General features: G+C 43.9%; 16 protein-coding genes, 1 tRNA gene and 1 other RNA gene. 16 read left to right on the top strand and 2 right to left on the bottom strand.

The annotated features are described in order from the left end of the window. Positions 1-56 precede the first annotated feature (56 nt). From aroC to PAN94_RS04385, 9 genes are all read left to right on the top strand, one after another. Positions 57-1223, top strand: coding sequence for a chorismate synthase (gene aroC, locus PAN94_RS04425; RefSeq protein ID WP_285874822.1), 1167 nt, complete (start codon positions 57-59; stop codon positions 1221-1223). A gap of 15 nt (positions 1224-1238) precedes the next feature. Next, positions 1239-2345 (top strand): prephenate dehydrogenase, encoded by a 1107-nt coding sequence (locus PAN94_RS04420; protein ID WP_285874821.1) that lies wholly within the window; start codon positions 1239-1241, stop codon positions 2343-2345. Between the two features lie 18 nt (positions 2346-2363). Further along, complete coding sequence (locus PAN94_RS04415; protein WP_048765128.1) at positions 2364-2699, top strand: YlbF/YmcA family competence regulator; 336 nt, start codon at positions 2364-2366, stop codon at positions 2697-2699. A 256-nt stretch (positions 2700-2955) separates the two neighbouring features. Next, positions 2956-3441, top strand: a complete 486-nt coding sequence (locus tag PAN94_RS04410; protein ID WP_285874820.1) for an acyl-CoA thioesterase family protein — start codon at positions 2956-2958, stop codon at positions 3439-3441. Between the two features lie 108 nt (positions 3442-3549). Continuing rightward, positions 3550-3898, top strand: a transfer-messenger RNA (tmRNA) gene (ssrA, locus tag PAN94_RS04405). A gap of 428 nt (positions 3899-4326) precedes the next feature. After that, positions 4327-5151, top strand: a complete 825-nt coding sequence (locus PAN94_RS04400) for a DUF695 domain-containing protein (RefSeq protein ID WP_285874819.1) — start codon at positions 4327-4329, stop codon at positions 5149-5151. A 38-nt stretch (positions 5152-5189) separates the two neighbouring features. After that, positions 5190-5277, top strand: a tRNA-Ser gene (locus PAN94_RS04395). A gap of 210 nt (positions 5278-5487) precedes the next feature. Then, complete coding sequence (locus PAN94_RS04390; protein ID WP_045499562.1) at positions 5488-5868, top strand: CidA/LrgA family protein; 381 nt, start codon at positions 5488-5490, stop codon at positions 5866-5868. Then, complete coding sequence (locus PAN94_RS04385; RefSeq protein WP_061422692.1) at positions 5861-6556, top strand: LrgB family protein; 696 nt, start codon at positions 5861-5863, stop codon at positions 6554-6556. Before PAN94_RS04390 ends, PAN94_RS04385 begins: the two co-directional genes overlap by 8 nt. A 53-nt stretch (positions 6557-6609) precedes the next feature. Here the strand turns inward: PAN94_RS04385 and PAN94_RS04380 are convergent, their stop codons facing one another. Both PAN94_RS04380 and PAN94_RS04375 read right to left on the bottom strand, forming a co-directional pair. Further along, a complete protein-coding gene (locus PAN94_RS04380; RefSeq protein ID WP_285874818.1) occupies positions 6610-7158 on the bottom strand; it encodes an NADPH-dependent FMN reductase in 549 nt (182 codons plus the stop codon). An 87-nt stretch (positions 7159-7245) separates the two neighbouring features. After that, on the bottom strand, positions 7246-7692 hold the full coding sequence (locus PAN94_RS04375; protein ID WP_285874817.1) for a MarR family winged helix-turn-helix transcriptional regulator: 447 nt from the start codon (positions 7690-7692) through the stop codon (positions 7246-7248). An 85-nt stretch (positions 7693-7777) separates the two neighbouring features. Here PAN94_RS04375 and PAN94_RS04370 point away from each other — a divergent pair, with 85 nt between their 5' ends. The 7 genes from PAN94_RS04370 (at position 7778) to PAN94_RS04340 (ending at position 16104) form a co-directional block, all read left to right on the top strand. After that, on the top strand, positions 7778-8266 hold the full coding sequence (locus tag PAN94_RS04370; RefSeq protein ID WP_285874815.1) for a cell wall elongation regulator TseB-like domain-containing protein: 489 nt from the start codon (positions 7778-7780) through the stop codon (positions 8264-8266). Next, entirely contained in the window at positions 8263-9441 is a 1179-nt protein-coding gene (locus PAN94_RS04365; RefSeq protein WP_285874813.1) for a pyridoxal phosphate-dependent aminotransferase, read from the top strand. Before PAN94_RS04370 ends, PAN94_RS04365 begins: the two co-directional genes overlap by 4 nt. A 2-nt stretch (positions 9442-9443) precedes the next feature. Next, positions 9444-9809 (top strand): VOC family protein, encoded by a 366-nt coding sequence (locus PAN94_RS04360; protein WP_285874811.1) that lies wholly within the window; start codon positions 9444-9446, stop codon positions 9807-9809. A 20-nt stretch (positions 9810-9829) separates the two neighbouring features. Next, positions 9830-11176 carry an asparagine--tRNA ligase gene (gene asnS / locus PAN94_RS04355; RefSeq protein WP_285874810.1) on the top strand — a complete coding sequence of 449 codons (1347 nt, stop codon included), beginning with the start codon at positions 9830-9832 and terminating at the stop codon, positions 11174-11176. A gap of 157 nt (positions 11177-11333) precedes the next feature. Further along, a complete protein-coding gene (locus tag PAN94_RS04350; protein ID WP_285874808.1) occupies positions 11334-12521 on the top strand; it encodes an MFS transporter in 1188 nt (395 codons plus the stop codon). 96 nt (positions 12522-12617) lie between these two features. Beyond that, complete coding sequence (locus PAN94_RS04345) at positions 12618-14360, top strand: ABC transporter ATP-binding protein (protein WP_285874805.1); 1743 nt, start codon at positions 12618-12620, stop codon at positions 14358-14360. Then, positions 14350-16104 carry an ABC transporter ATP-binding protein gene (locus PAN94_RS04340; RefSeq protein ID WP_285874803.1) on the top strand — a complete coding sequence of 585 codons (1755 nt, stop codon included), beginning with the start codon at positions 14350-14352 and terminating at the stop codon, positions 16102-16104. Before PAN94_RS04345 ends, PAN94_RS04340 begins: the two co-directional genes overlap by 11 nt.

Genomic DNA, 16104 nt, shown 5'->3' with positions numbered 1-16104 from the left:
GGATAAAAATAGACAAGATGTCCAGTTCTTTCCATCCCAGAAATAGGAGAAAATGTATGAGATACTTAACAGCAGGAGAATCCCACGGACCACGCCTGACAGCTATTATTGAGGGAGTGCCGGCTGGTCTTCCTCTGACCGCTGACTATATCAATGCTGAGCTCAAGCGTCGTCAGGGTGGCTACGGTCGTGGTGCCCGCATGAAGATTGAAAGCGACCAAGTCGAGATTACGTCTGGGGTTCGTCATGGCTTGACTATGGGTGGTCCGATTACCCTCAATGTCACGAATCTGGATCATCAGAAGTGGCTGGAGATTATGAGTGCGGCAGATGTGGATGAAAAGAAAAAAGGGCTGCGCAAGATTACCAAACCACGCCCTGGACATGCGGACTTGGTTGGTGGTATGAAATACCGCTTTGACGATTTACGAAATTCACTGGAGCGTTCTTCTGCCCGCGAAACGACCATGCGTGTAGCAGTTGGAGCAGTAGCCAAGCGCTTGCTGGAAGAAATTGGTGTAGAGGTAGCCAGCCATATCGTAACCTTTGGTGGTATCGATATTGATGTACCGAATAATCTAACTGTAGCAGAAATCAAAGAAAAAGCTGCCCAGTCAGAGGTTTCCATTGTCAATCCCGAGCGCGAAGAAGAAATCAAGGCCTACATTGATCAAATTAAGAAAGACGGGGATACCATCGGTGGTGTCATTGAGACTGTTGTTGGTGGTGTGCCGGTTGGTCTGGGCTCCTATGTCCAATGGGACAAGAAGCTGGATGCCAAGATTGCTCAAGGAGTCGTGTCCATCAACGCTTTCAAGGGAGTTGAGTTTGGCGTGGGCTTTGAAGCCGGCCGTCTCAAGGGCAGTCAAGTCATGGATGAAATCCTTTGGTCTGAGGAAGATGGCTTCACTCGCAGGACCAATAATCTAGGTGGCTTTGAGGGCGGTATGACCAATGGTCAGCCAATCGTGGTGCGAGGTGTCATGAAGCCTATTCCAACCCTTTACAAGCCACTGATGAGTGTGGATATTGAGACCCACGAGCCTTATAAGGCGACAGTGGAGCGGAGTGATCCTACGGCTCTGCCAGCGGCGGGTGTTGTCATGGAAAGCGTGGTGGCAACAGTTTTAGCCACCGAAGTTCTGGAGAAATTCTCTTCGGATAATCTGGAAGAACTAAAGGATGCGGTAGCCCGCCATCGGGAATTTGTCAAGAACTTTTAGAAGTAAGGAGAGGGCATGGAGAGAAAAACAGTCTATATCGCAGGTCTGGGACTGATTGGAGCTTCCTTGGCTCTGGGCATCAGGCGAGCTCATCCTGAGATTGAAATTCTTGGCTACAATCGCAGTGAAGAATCGCGCAGAGTTGCATTAGAACGTGGAATGGTAGATCGAGTGACGGATGATTTTGCTGCCTTCGCTCCATTGGCTGATGTGATTATTCTGGCTGTGCCTATCAAGCAAACCATAGCATTTATAAAGGACTTAGCGGAGCTGAACCTGAAGGAAAATGTTATCATCTCAGATGCTGGATCGACCAAGGCTGAGATTGTGGCAGCAGCAGAAAATTATTTGCAACATAAGCCCGTCCGCTTTGTCGGTGCTCACCCGATGGCCGGAAGTCACAAGACCGGAGCCAAGGCAGCCCATGTCACTCTCTTTGAAAATGCCTATTATATTTTCACGCCCTCTAGCCTGACCAAGTCTGGTACGCTTGAGGAAACGCAAGACTTACTGAGTGGCCTTCATGCCCGTTTTATTCAGGTAGATGCAGCCGAGCACGACCGAGTGACTAGTCAAATCAGCCATTTTCCTCATATCCTAGCCTCCAGCCTGATGGAGCAAGCGGCAGCTTATAGCCAAGAGCATGAACTAACCCAGTCTTTTGCAGCCGGTGGTTTTCGAGATATGACACGGATTGCGGAGAGTGAGCCGGGTATGTGGACCTCTATCCTCTTGACAAATCCTCAAGCCATTTTGGAGCGGCTGGAAGATTTTAAAACCCAGTTAGACAAGGTGGCCGCAGCGATTGAGGCTAAGGATGAGTCCGCAATCTGGGAATTTTTTTACCGAGGACGGCAAAGCCGCAAGCAAATGGAAATTCATAAGCGAGCGGGTGTGGACAGCTTTTATGACCTCTTTATTGAAGTTCCTGACGAAGAAGATGCGATTTTGGGTATTCTGGAGCTCTTGCGCGGAATTTCAGTCGTCAATATTCGGATCAACGAGGAAAACCGTGAAGATATCAACGGTATTCTGCAAATCACCTTTAAAAATCGCCAAGATTTGGAAAAATCTGCTACAATAGTAAGAGAAAATACGGATTACTTAGTGTCCGAAGACTAATATAGATTGGAGAACTCTATGTCAAATATTTATGATTTAGCCAATGAACTCAGCCGAGGACTTCGCGAAATGCCAGAATACAAAGCTGTGGTAGAAAGCAAGCAGGCTATCAATGCGGATAGTGAAGCCAAGGCTATTTTTGATGACTACCTAGCTTTCCAGAAAGAGCTGCAGCAACTGGCTCAAACAGGTCAAATGCCGACTCCAGACATTCAAGAAAAGATGCAGAGTTTTGGAGATAAAATCCAAGGCAATGATTTATTATCAGCCTTCTTTAACAAGCAACAACAACTCTCTATCTACTTGTCTGATATTGAACGGATTATCTTTGAACCAATTCAGGAACTATTCTAATAGAAGAAGTTATAAAATTAGATGAAACCAAGAAGCCAGATTTGGCCTTCTTGGTTTTTCTATGCTTTAGAAAGGCTATTAAGTCTGAAAATGAGTATTTTTAATTCAAGAAAGAGGTAGAAAACTTAGGTGATCTCTATAAAATCAGATTATAGCTACAATTAAAATATATTGACTCTACTTTCTATTTACTATTGCCCCAAAGGCTGATATACTAATAAAAAAGCGCTTACAAGAAAAAATGAAAGGAACTGGTATGACTTTAGAAACAAGAAAGATTGCGATTCAAGATACATATGGCGACCGATTTCAACATTGCTGGGGCTGCGGCCCTAAGAATGAGCTAGGCCTACATTTAAAGACTTATCCTAGCTTAGATGGGAAGGAATGTATTACTAGAATACGACCAGAATCTCACTACACTGGTGGTGTGCCGGCCAATCTTTTTGGTGGTATGATTGCTATGATTTTTGATTGCCATGGAACGGCTTCAGCAGCTTGGTTTGCCCATCAAGAAAAAGGCTTGGACTTGACCCAAGATACAGTCATTGGACGCTTTATCACAGCCCGCTTAGAAGTTGATTACCAGAGCCCGACGCCCATTGACCAGGAAATCATCGTCACTTCGTGGCTTGAGGAGTTGGGAGCAAGGAAAGCTATTATAGTGATGGAGATGTCGGTAGCAGGACAGCCAAGAGCCAAGTCTAGAATGGTAGCAGTTGCAGTGAAAGATCATATGTAGTCAAATTCCCTTGGTACCTTATATCAAGGGAATTTTAGCATCTTTGGAGTAATTTTATCTTGATTTTTGCAATTAGGACATTATTTTGGTATAATAGTTACTTGTCTTGGGGTCGTTACGGATTCGACAGGCATTATGCCGCACATTTTGCGACTCATCTAGCGGATGTAAAACGCCAGTTAAATATAACTGCAAAAAATAACAATTCTTACGCTTTAGCTGCCTAAAAAACAGCCAGCGTGACCTGATTCGGATTGCTTGTGTCTGATGACCGGTCTTATTATGAGCAAGCTACGGTAAAATCAAGTCTAGGGATTTTACAAGAGATTGATAGACTCGCTTAGCTTGGGCTTGAGCCATGTGTCAAAGCTGAGTTAAATGAAGACATGGCCTATGGTCGTAGACAAATGTGTTGGCAGGTGTTTGGACGTGGGTTCGACTCCCACCGGCTCCATTTTTGGTTTCTAAACCTTTCTAAAATTTCTTAAAGCGTTGATTTATCAGCGTTTTTCATTTTATACTTTCTAAACCTTTTTAAAACTTTTTGAAAAAAGGAGTTACAAAAAAGGAGGCGCTACCTCCTAAAAATCAATATAATTTGCAAAGCGCTTCTTTGAAAATAGAGTAGAGCGCATGAAACAGATGTCCTTTATAATGGTCTTCAACCTATCAAAATAGACCAACAGATATCCCGCTCTATTTTTGCAAAAATTAAACGATTTGATAATCTCCTAAAATATGATATACTAGTAAAGTTGAAGGAGTTTTCGGATTTTTTAGAAAGAGTTAGGAAAAGGACTAGAAAACAAAAGTGTATTGATTTTAAAGCTTTCCTGACTTCTCCACTAAACTCCATAGGGATATGTAAATGAGGTTTTTGATGATATGAGTTTTTTTGGAAAAATCTTAGGGAAGAGTCAAGATAGTCATCTACCCATTGAGGAAGTTTCTGTTGATTTAGAAAATCTTCCGAATGAATGGGGCTCTTTTTCGACCCTTATTGATGACCGAATGGCTAGTATCCGTCTAAATTTAGCGTTGAATTCTATCGCTCCCTATTCATCCTATACTTATGCACTACGTTTGAGGATTGCCATTTTGAATGTTGATCCAGAGACAGGGTTTCCAGATTATGACGAATTTTCTAATTTGAACCTCATCGAAGATCGTCTTTCAGAAGCGATGAAGCGTATTGCGTCTATCTATGTTGGAGTAGTCATCACAGATGGTCATATAGAGTTTTATTACTATTTGAAAGATAGAGAGCGACATATGCCGATTATTGCTCAAGTAATGGAGCAATTTTCGAAGTATCAATATAATTCAGCTACTCTGGTGGATCCTGAATGGAAACAATATTTTGACTTCTTGTATCCAAATGAATATGAGTACCAATCTATTTTAAACCAGCGTATCTGGTATCGCTTAGATAAAGAAGGGGATGACCACAGTCAACTAAGGGAAATCACTCATAAGTTTAGTTTTGAGACTTACGATGATCGTGTTTCCTTTATGGGGGATGCCTCTGCTCTTGATTATGATATTTCTTCTAGGAAAAAAGAAGAAGGCGATCCTCGACCTTATAAACTAGAAATATCCCGATTTGATACCACAGAGCTCCCTAGCATCAACCAACATGTTTGGGAATTAATAGAAATTTCGAAAAAATATAACGGAAAGTATAGCGGCTGGAGCTGCAATGTGGTATAATGGATAAAGTTTTGAGAAAGCAAGTCTTTCTCTTTTATGGAAGATTACTCAAGAGGCTTAAGAGGCTGTGTTGGAAACGCAGTAGGCGTGTAAAAGCGTGCGTGGGTTCGAATCCCATGTCTTCCGTTGTATTTCAAGAAGCGCCTAAAGGCGTTTTTTTGATAGCAGGACGAAGAACGATAATCACTTTGTTTCATGCTAGACCCGCAGAATGTAGAAGTAAGGATAGTATGCAAGCAATCAGATGGATTCGTTTCCATCTTTTTTATTTGAGAAAAACCTTGAAATTTTTCTGAAAAGGAGTAAACTGTACATAGAAAGTTTCGGAGGTTCTGCATGAAGTTATATGTCCAGTTGATGATTATTTTCTCGATTTCCATCATTGGAGAGGGGATATCAAGTGTCTTTCATCTTCCCATTCCAGGTAGTATTATCGGCTTAATCTTGCTATTTCTTGCTTTGCAGTTTAAGTTATTGAGGCTCCGCCACGTCAGTATGGTCGGCAATTTTCTGTTAGCCAATATGACTATTCTTTTTCTGCCGCCAGCGGTTGGTATTATGGATAAATTTCACGTGATTGCTCCTTATCTGTTGCCTATTGTTTTGATTATTCTTGGTGCCATTGTTTTAAATGTGATCGTCATTGCCCTTGTCGTACAGTTCATCAAGCAGCATTTTGAAGGCGATTATGAGGAAGGAGGGATGGATCATGTCTAATCTATGGAGTAACCCGCTATTTGGCCTCGCTTTGTCCATTTTGGCCTACCTCATTGGGATGCTGATTTTCCGTAGATTTCCTCATCCTTTGACAACGCCTCTCCTTTTAGCAGCGATTTTGGTCATTGCCTTTTTGAAATTAACGGGAATTTCTTATAAGGACTACTATGTCGGTGGGGCTTATTTGAACAATTTAATCGTACCGTCTACGGTTGCTTTAGGAATTCCGCTTTATAAAACTTTTCACTTGATGAAACACCATGCTCGCAGCATCTTGCTAGGAACCTTTGTGGCTGTAGTGGTCAATACGACTTTCACGGCTCTGCTGGCAAAATTCTTTGGGATGGACTTCTTTTTAGCGATTTCCCTATTCCCAAAATCTGTCACAACAGCGATGGCGGTAGGAATTACTGATAAAATGCAGGGCTTGACCACTGTTACCTTGGTGGTCGTTGTGGCGACAGGTATTTTGACAAGTGTCATGGGACCGACTATTCTTAAACTGCTAAAAATTAAGGATCCAGTAGCAGTTGGCTTGGCCTTAGGTGGTACAGGGCATGCAGTTGGGACCGGAACAGCTTTCAAATATGGACATGTTGCTGGAGCTATGGCAGGTCTTGCAATCGGAGTGACAGGGATTATGTATGTAATTGTCAGTCCAATCGTCGCAGCCATTATCTTAAAATAAAAAAACATGAAGCAGTATTTCTCGGAAATCTTGCTTCATGTTTTTATTTTATCTTAGTTGATAGCTGCTAGGAGGGCATCTGCTTGGGCAGAAAGCTCAGCAAGCTTGTCTTCTGAAAGGACTAATTGGCCAGTTCCCCAAGCTTCTGGGTTGATACCGACACCAGTAAATTGGTCAACCACATTCATGCGAATAAATGGAAGGAGGCTACGGTAGTGCTTGAAGACTTCGTCAGGTGAAGTGCCGTTTGCAACAGATGAAACAGTCACCACTTTGGCATTGAGGGCAGAAGGACCGCTTGGATCTGACAAATCAAGTGCGCGTGAAGTCCAGTCGAGCAAGTTTTTTACAACACCTGGGATAGCCCAGTTGTAGACAGGTGAGAAGATCCAGATAGCATCAGCTGCAAGGATTTCTTCACGAACCTTGGCAACAGCAGCTGGAGCTGGACTTTCGAGGTCTTGGTTAAAGAATGGTACATCTTTGTAATCAAGATAAGCTACCTCAGCTTTACTAGCTAGAGCTTTTTCTGCTTGAGCTGCCAACTGATGATTGAATGAACCTTGACGAAGTGAGCCAACAATAAATAGTACTTTAGACATAAATGTGTCCTCCATTTTATCTTTATTTAAGAGGTGCCCCTCTTGTTACTATCTATGTTACAACAATTGTCACTAATTAGCAATAATTCAGCTCAGCTTTTTGAAAGTTTTTAAAATCCGCACCAAATCTTCTTTGTCGTTTTTGGAGAGGAATGCAGTCATATGACGGATATTGGCGATGTGCTCTGGCAAGACAGCCTCGATCTTTTTCTGGCCTTGGTCGGTTAGTTGGATGAGAAAGGAGCGGCGGTCATTGGGATCGCAGCTGCGACTTATCCAGCCATCTCTCTCCATGTTTTTGATAACGACTGTCATATTTCCCGATGTAGCCAGCATGCTATCAATCAAATCTTGAATCCGCAACTCTCCTTTGCTATATAAGGTTTCCAAGACGGAAAATTGGGTAGGCGTCAAATTGTGCTTTTTAAAAATTTGAGCTTCGAGATTACGAATGGTGCGCTCCGCCTTATGAAGAACGATAATTGTCTTGAGGTCAAGTAGAGTATCCTTGTCTAGGTTTTCAGTTATTTTCATAGCAATATTTTATCAATAAGTAGTAATAAATGCAAATGTAATAAAAGTCCTAGAAAAATCAGGCTATTTGTAGTATAATGATTCAGTGAAACATAAAATTAAAGAAAGGGCTAAATTTCCTATAAGGCACTATGCCATTGGGCTTTTCCTAGTCCTCACGGCGCTTGTTTTTTCATTTTTTGCAATCTTGCACTTTGCTATCGAGCCTTGGCAGTCAGCCAAGGAAGGCTCTCAAAAAATCGCTAAGGAATATGCAGATTTGGAAAGTCTGACGAGCTTTGCGATTTACAATGGCAAAGAGTCCTACTATAGCTTGATTGGGAAAACTAGTAAAAAAGAGGAAGAAGCTGTTCTGATTTCCAAAAATTCCAATAAAATCCATGTCTATCGCTTGCAAGATGGGATGAGTCAGGCAGAGGCAGAGCAGCTGGCCAAGGAAAATGGAGCGACCTCTATTGACAAGACTACTTTTGGTTACTTAGACGGTCAGCCTGTTTGGGAAATTAAGTCTGGAAGCACTTATTACAATATCGGATTTGAAAGCAAAACATTGCTCAGCAAGGAGGGGCTATGAAATTATCCAATCGTGTTTTAAATATGGAAGAAAGTGTGACCTTGGCAGCGGCAGCTAGAGCCAAAGCTTTAAAGGCTGAAGGCAGGGATATCCTTTCTTTGACCTTGGGAGAGCCGGATTTTCCGACGCCTAAGAATATCCAGCAAGCAGCGACTGCAGCGATTGAAGATGGCAGAGCTAGTTTTTATACGGTAACAAGTGGCCTGCCTGAGCTGAAAGTAGCGGTTGTAGACTATTTTGCCAAGTATTATGGCTATGAGATTCAGCCAAATCAAGTAACAGTGGCAACGGGTGCTAAGTTCACTCTATACACCTTCTTTATGAGCGTGATTGATCCAGGGGATGAAGTCATCATTCCGACGCCTTATTGGGTCAGCTATGCCGATCAGATCTTGATGGCTGAAGGAAAGCCTGTTTTTGCTCAAGCGACAGAGGAAAACAACTTTAAGGTGACAGTTGCCCAACTGGAAGCCGTCCGCACTGAGAAGACCAAGGTCTTGGTTCTGAACTCTCCGTCTAATCCGACTGGTATGATTTATACAGCAGAAGAGCTGCTGGCTATCGGGAACTGGGCTGTTGAGCATGATATCCTGATCTTGGCCGATGATATTTATGGTCGTTTGGTCTATAATGGCAATAAGTTTACGCCGATTTCCAGTCTATCTGAGGAAATTCGCAAGCAAACAGTCGTCATCAATGGTGTTTCCAAGAGCTACTCTATGACGGGCTGGCGGATTGGCTATGCAGTAGGTGAGCCTGAAATTATCTCAGCCATGAGCAAGGTTGCAGGGCAAACGACTTCTAATCCAACAGCGGTGGCGCAATATGCAGCTATTGAAGCCTTGACGGGCAGTCAGGATACGGTCGAAAATATGAGATTGGCTTTTGAAGAACGCCTGAATACTATTTATCCTTTGCTGGCTCAAGTGCCTGGCTTTGAAGTTGTCAAACCTCAGGGAGCCTTCTATCTCTTCCCAAATGTTAAAAAAGCGATGGAAATGAAAGGTTATACCGATGTGACAGCCTTTACCACAGCGATTTTAGAAGAGGTAGGTGTGGCTCTAGTGACAGGAGACGGATTTGGTGCGCCAGAAAATGTCCGCCTCAGCTATGCGACTGACATGGATACACTAAAAGAAGCGGTTCAACGCCTCAAGAATTTTATGGAGAAGTAAGAATGATTGATCATTTTGAAATTAAAGTAAAGGATTTACAGATTTCAAAAGACTTTTATACAAGCTTTCTTGCTCCTCTTAGCTACGAATTGGATTTTAGAACTGACTCTCTACTCAGTTTTGTTGCCCCCAATAGTCCTCATCCTGGTGGAGATTTTTGGTTAGGGAAAGGGGAGCAGTCTCCTATTCACTTCGCTTTTTTTGCAGAAAACCACGAGCAGGTTCGAGCTTGCTACGAGGCGGGTTTGAAGGCGGGTGGAAAAGATAATGGTGCACCTGATTATCGAAGTGATCATCTACCTTACTATGCAGCCTTTGTCTTGGATCCAGATGGAAATAATGTCGAAGTAGTCTGCCACAAAGAATAAAAATAGAAAAGAGAAAAAACGTGTCGAAGAAAAATGTAACAATTATTGATGTGAAAAATCATGTTGGTGAAGAAGTAACGATTGGTGCTTGGGTGGCCAACAAGTCAGGAAAAGGGAAAATCGCTTTCTTGCAGTTGCGTGATGGTTCTGCCTTTTTCCAAGGTGTAGCTTTCAAGCCTAACTTTATTGAGAAATTTGGCGAAGAAGTAGGACTTGAGAAGTTTGATACGATCAAACGCTTGAGCCAAGAAACGTCTGTTTATGTGACAGGGATTGTCAAAGAAGACGAGCGCTCAAAATTTGGCTACGAGCTTGATATTACAGATATCGAAATTATCGGTGAATCAAATGACTATCCAATCACGCCGAAAGAACACGGAACTGACTTCCTCATGGACAACCGTCACTTGTGGCTACGTTCTCGCAAGCAAGTAGCCATGATGCAAATCCGTAATGCCATCATCTATGCTACCTATGATTTCTTTGACAAGAATGGTTTTATGAAGTTTGACAGCCCGATCTTATCAGGAAATGCAGCAGAAGACTCAACTGAGCTCTTTGAAACAGACTACTTCGGAACTCCAGCTTACTTGAGCCAATCTGGTCAGCTGTACCTCGAAGCAGGGGCAATGGCTCTGGGACGTGTTTATGACTTTGGACCAGTATTCCGTGCAGAAAAATCAAAAACTCGCCGTCATTTGACAGAGTTCTGGATGATGGATGCGGAGTATAATTTTGTTACTCACGATGAGTCACTCGACTTGCAGGAAGCTTATGTCAAAGCCTTGATCCAAGGTGTTCTTGACCGGGCTCCTCAAGCTTTGGAAACATTGGAACGTGATGTAGAACTCTTGAAGCGCTACGTTGCGGAGCCTTTCAAGCGCGTTACCTACGATGAAGCGATTGACCTCTTGCAAGCCCATGAAAATGATGAAGATGCAGATTACGAGCACCTTGAGCATGGTGATGACTTTGGTTCACCGCATGAAACATGGATTTCAAACCATTTTGGTGTACCAACCTTTGTCGTGAACTACCCAGCAGCTATCAAGGCCTTCTATATGAAACCAGTTCCTGGAAATCCAGACCGCGTCCTCTGTGCAGACTTGCTTGCTCCAGAAGGCTACGGTGAAATCATTGGTGGCTCTATGCGTGAAGAAGACTACGATGCTCTTGTTGCTAAGATGAATGATCTTGGTATGGATACGACAGAATATGAATTCTACTTGGATCTTCGTAAGTATGGATCTGTTCCACACGGTGGCTTCGGTATCGGTATCGAGCGTATGGTAACCTTTGTAGCAGGTACCAAGCATATCCGTGAAGCCATTCCATTCCCACGTATGCTGCACCGTATTAAACCTTAAAATCAATAAAAACGCCCGTGTGGCGTTTTTTCAACAATGAACTATGAAATAATCCAAATATAGAATTTTATAGAAAGAAGAGGTAGGAGTCATGTAAACAGCAGATTAACAAGTGATAAAGGATAGAAATTAAAAAACACTTGTTAAAGGAGAAAATATGTTTAAAAGAAGTTATCGGAAAAATATCGGCCTTATGGCCGGAGTAGAATTTTTTGCCTTTCTAGGCATTACTAGTTTTTGGATTTTATTTCTAAGTCAAAACGGCATGTCCCTTTGGCAGATTGGGCTTTTGGAAAGTATTTTTCATGCCACTAGTGTCATCTGTGAAATTCCGTCTGGGATGTTGGCGGATCGCTTTTCCTACAAGACCAATCTTTATCTGAGCCGAATAGCCGGGATTGTGTCTTCGATTCTCATGTTGGCGGGGCAGGGGAACTTTTGGGTCTATGCACTGGCCATGATGATCAGTGCTTGGTCCTATAATTTTGATTCGGGTACAAGCGCAGTAATGGTCTATGATTCGTCCGTAGAGGCGGGACTAAAGGAACGTTACCTATCCATCTCCAGCTTTATGTCGGGGGTGGCTGAAGCGACTCGGTCTTTGGGAACGGTCTGGGCCGGATTTTTTGTCCATGGACAATTGCATCTGACCTACTATATCATGATTGGCACCTCTGTCATCGTTCTTTTCTTGACTTGGATGCTGAAGGAGCCGAGTGTCAAAGCAGAAAAAGCTGAGCGTTTGACTATGAAAAAGATTATCTGGGCTGTCAAAGAGGAGTTGCAGAGAAATCCCAGCCTTTTTATCTGGATGATTCTGTCCCAAATCATCGGAACGCTGATGTGTATGTTTTATTTTTACTATCAAAATCAATTGCCTGACTTAAAAGATTGGCAGATTTCGGTAGTCATGCTAATTGGCAGTGCTTTGAATATCTTGGCGGTCTATCTGGCGAGTATGATTGGAAAGAAATATTCTGCCTTAAAACTCTTTCCTTCAGTGGTTCTTCTAACTGGAGCAAGCTACCTGCTGTCCTATTTTGGAACTCCAGTCATTTATATTTTGATTTATCTAATCAGCAACGCCTTGTATGCTCTTTTCCAGCCGATTTTTGACAACGATTTACAAAAGCAGCTGCCAAGTGAAGTACGGGCGACCATGCTTAGTGTCTACTCTATGATGTTCAGCCTGAGTATGATTGTCATTTTCCCTGTGACAGGCTGGTTGATTGATTACCTTGGCTTCAATTGGACTTTTATAGTTTTGGGCGGCTTCTTATTAGCAGCGACACCGTTTTTGCATATGGGTCTAAAGAAAATAAGCCAGAACTTACAAGAAATCTAATATCAATGTTCTCTTTCTGCTGGTCAGAAGGAGAATATTTTTTACCCTTTGAAAATTATGGTAAAATAGAAACAGTTTAATGGAGAAGTAGGCAGTATGAAAGATTTATTGAAATATTTCAAGGGCTATATCAGGGAGTCTTTGCTAGGGCCCTTGTTCAAGCTTTTGGAGGCCAGTTTTGAACTGTTAGTTCCGCTTTTGATTGCGGGGATTGTGGACGAGACCATTCCTAGACACGACAGCTCCCATCTCTACTGGATGGTTTTTCTTTTGATGGGCTTGGCTGCGCTGGGCGTGGTGGTAGCAGTGGTGGCCCAGTATTATTCGTCAAAGGCGGCAGTGGGTTTTACTCGTCAGATGACAAGCGACCTCTATCAAAAGATTCTGCGCTTGCCCAAGGCTAGTCGGGATGAGCTGACGACCTCAAGCTTGGTGACTCGGCTGACAAGCGACACCTATCAGATTCAGACGGGCATCAATCAATTTCTTCGTCTCTTTCTGCGGGCGCCTATCATTGTTTTTGGCTCTATCATCATGGCCTTTACTATCAGTCCGGCCATTACCTTGTGGTTCTTGCTCATGGTGGCCATTTTAACGGCTATTATCGTCTTCATGTCACGTCTGATGAATCCTCTCTACGCCAAGATTCGTCAGCTGACAGACCAACTGGTCAATCTGACTCGTGAGCAACTGCAGGGCATGCGGGTTATAAGAGCTTTCGGTCAGACCCAGCGTGAGATTCAGAGTTTTCGCAATCGCAATGAGCTCTATAAGACATGGCAAATTAGGACGGGAGCTCTGGCTAGTCTGATTAGCCCTCTGACCTTTCTTACGGTCAATGGTACTCTGATTGCTGTGATTTGGCAGGGGAATGCCTTTATCGGAAAGGGCATGCTGACCCAGGGGATGCTAGTGGCCTTGGTCAATTATTTATTGCAAATTTTGGTGGAATTGCTCAAGCTGGCGATGCTAGTCAACTCACTCAATCAAAGCTATATCAGCGCAGGTCGCATCAGTCAAGTCTTCGAGCAAGCAGAAGAAGATGTCCTGCAGGAATTAGTGCAGGAAACAGCTCTGCCGAATCAAGCCATTAAAGTCCAGCAGGTTAGTTTTTCTTATCCAAATGCAGCTAGTCCAGCCTTGACTGGTCTGACTTTTGATTTGAAAAGCGGTCAGACTTTGGGGGTTATTGGCGGGACAGGTTCAGGGAAGTCTACTCTGGTTCAGCTGCTGGCTCATCTCTATCCAGTGGCTGCTGGTCAGTTGACCATCTTTTCCCAAGGAAGCAGTCCCAAAAATTTGAGCGAATGGCGGTCTTGGATCAGTCTAGTACCTCAGAAGGCGGAGCTTTTCCAAGGAACTGTTCGCTCCAATCTAACCTTGGGCTTATCAACCAAGCCAACGGACGCAGACTTGTGGCAGGCTTTAGAGATTGCTCAGGCGGCGGACTTTGTTTCTCAGAAGGAAGGTGGCTTGGATGCGACTGTAGAGGCCTTTGGTCGGAATTTTTCTGGCGGCCAGCGTCAGCGTTTAACCATTGCCAGAGCTGTCTTGCGGAGGGCCCCTTTCTTGGTTTTAGATGATGCGACCTCAGCTCTGGACTATCTGACAGAGGCTAGACTCTTGCAGGCTATAAAGAAAGAATTGACTGAGACCAGTCTGGTCTTGATCTCTCAGCGGACCAATAGTTTGCGCTCAGCGGATCAAATCTTAGTGCTGGATAAGGGAGAACAGGTGGCTATTGGTCGCCATGAGGAACTCTTAACTAGCTCTGCCATTTACCGAGAAATCCATCACTCACAGCATAGTCAAGGAGAGGAGGGCAAGCATGAAGCATAAGACATCACCTAGCAGCTTGAGGCGTTTGACTCGAGATTTGCTGCAGTCGCGCTGGCTCTTTCTCCTAGCTAGTCTGGGAACGGTGGCTCAAGTGGCTCTGACTGTTCTTCTTCCAGTTTTAATCGGGAATGCGGTCGATAGCGTTCTTCTACCTCAAGCGGAGCAGCATGTGGTGCCGATTTTGGGCCAGATGCTGCTAGTTATCATAGCCAATACGCTGATTCAGTGGCTCAATCCCTTGCTCTATAATCAGCTGGTCTATCGCTACAGCCAGCAGCTCCGTCAAGGCGTTATCAAGAAAGTACACTATCTGCCATTGGCCTATCTGGATCGGCAGGGAACTGGCGACTTGGTCAGTCGGGTGACGACTGATTTGGAGCAGCTCAGCAATGGCCTACTGATGGTTTTCAATCAATTTTTTGTGGGTTTGCTGACAATCTTAGTGACCATCATTAGCATGGCCAGATTAGACTTTTTCCTCCTGCTTTTGGTTCTGCTTTTGACGCCCCTTTCTCTCTTCTTAGCTCGCTTTATTGCCAGAAAGAGTTTTAGCTTTTTCCAACGGCAGACACAGGCCAGAGGAGCGCAGACCCAGCTGATTGAGGAAAGTCTGACCCAGGAAAGTTTGATTCAGGCTTTTAATGCTCAGGATCAGTTTGATATAGCTTTTACTCGCAGTAATCAAACCTATGCAGACTATTCTCAGGTAGCTATTTTCTATTCTTCGACGGTTAATCCTTCGACTCGTTTTATCAATGCCTTGATCTATGCTTTGATTGTGGGCTTTGGGGCTGTCCGAATCATTCAGGGAACAGGCTTTACGGTTGGGCAGCTGGTAACTTTTCTCAACTACGTCAACCAGTACACCAAGCCTTTCAATGATATATCGTCAGTCATGTCGGAATTGCAGAGCGCTTTAGCTTGTGCGGAGCGAATTTACAGCATTTTAGACCAAGAGGAAATAGCAGAGTCTGGTCAGGAAATCCTCCAGTCGGAAGATGTCAAAGGACAGATTAGCTTTGAGCATGTGGCTTTTGGCTATGAGCCTGGAAAAGAGCTGATTCAGGATTTGAATATAAGGATTCCAGCAGCTAGCAAGGTCGCAATTGTCGGGCCAACTGGTGCGGGCAAGTCTACTTTAATCAATCTCCTCATGCGCTTTTACAATGTTGATAGTGGCCTTATTTCTTTAGACGGTACTCCCATCACGCATTACACTAGAGCCTCTTATCGTCAGCAGTTCGGTATGGTACTGCAAGAGACTTGGCTCAAGACGGCGACCATTCATGACAACATAGCTTTTGGCCGGCCAGACGCCAGCCGAGAAGAGGTTATTGCAGCTGCCAAGGCGGCCAATGCTCATTTCTTTATCCAGCAGCTGCCTCAGGGGTACGACACCTACCTAGCGGATGCTGGGGACTCTCTTTCTCAAGGTCAGCGGCAGCTCTTGACCATTGCCCGTGTCTTCCTTTCCGTTCCAAAAATCCTAATCTTGGACGAGGCGACTTCCTCCATTGATACCCGGACAGAAGTCTTGATTCAGGAGGCTTTCAGCAAGCTCATGGTGGGTCGTACTAGCTTCATCATTGCCCATCGCCTGTCCACTATTCAAAATGCTGACATCATCCTCGTCATGGTAGATGGTGATATCGTCGAGCATGGTAATCATCAGGAGCTCATGGATGCCAGAGGTGTTTATTACCAAATGCAGACAGCGCAGGAGCAGAAGGAAGAGCTTTATTAA

It is taken from the genome of Streptococcus sp. SC1, assembly GCF_030272855.1.
Taxonomy (GTDB): domain Bacteria; phylum Bacillota; class Bacilli; order Lactobacillales; family Streptococcaceae; genus Streptococcus.
This window is presented reverse-complemented; position numbering and strand designations above follow the sequence as displayed.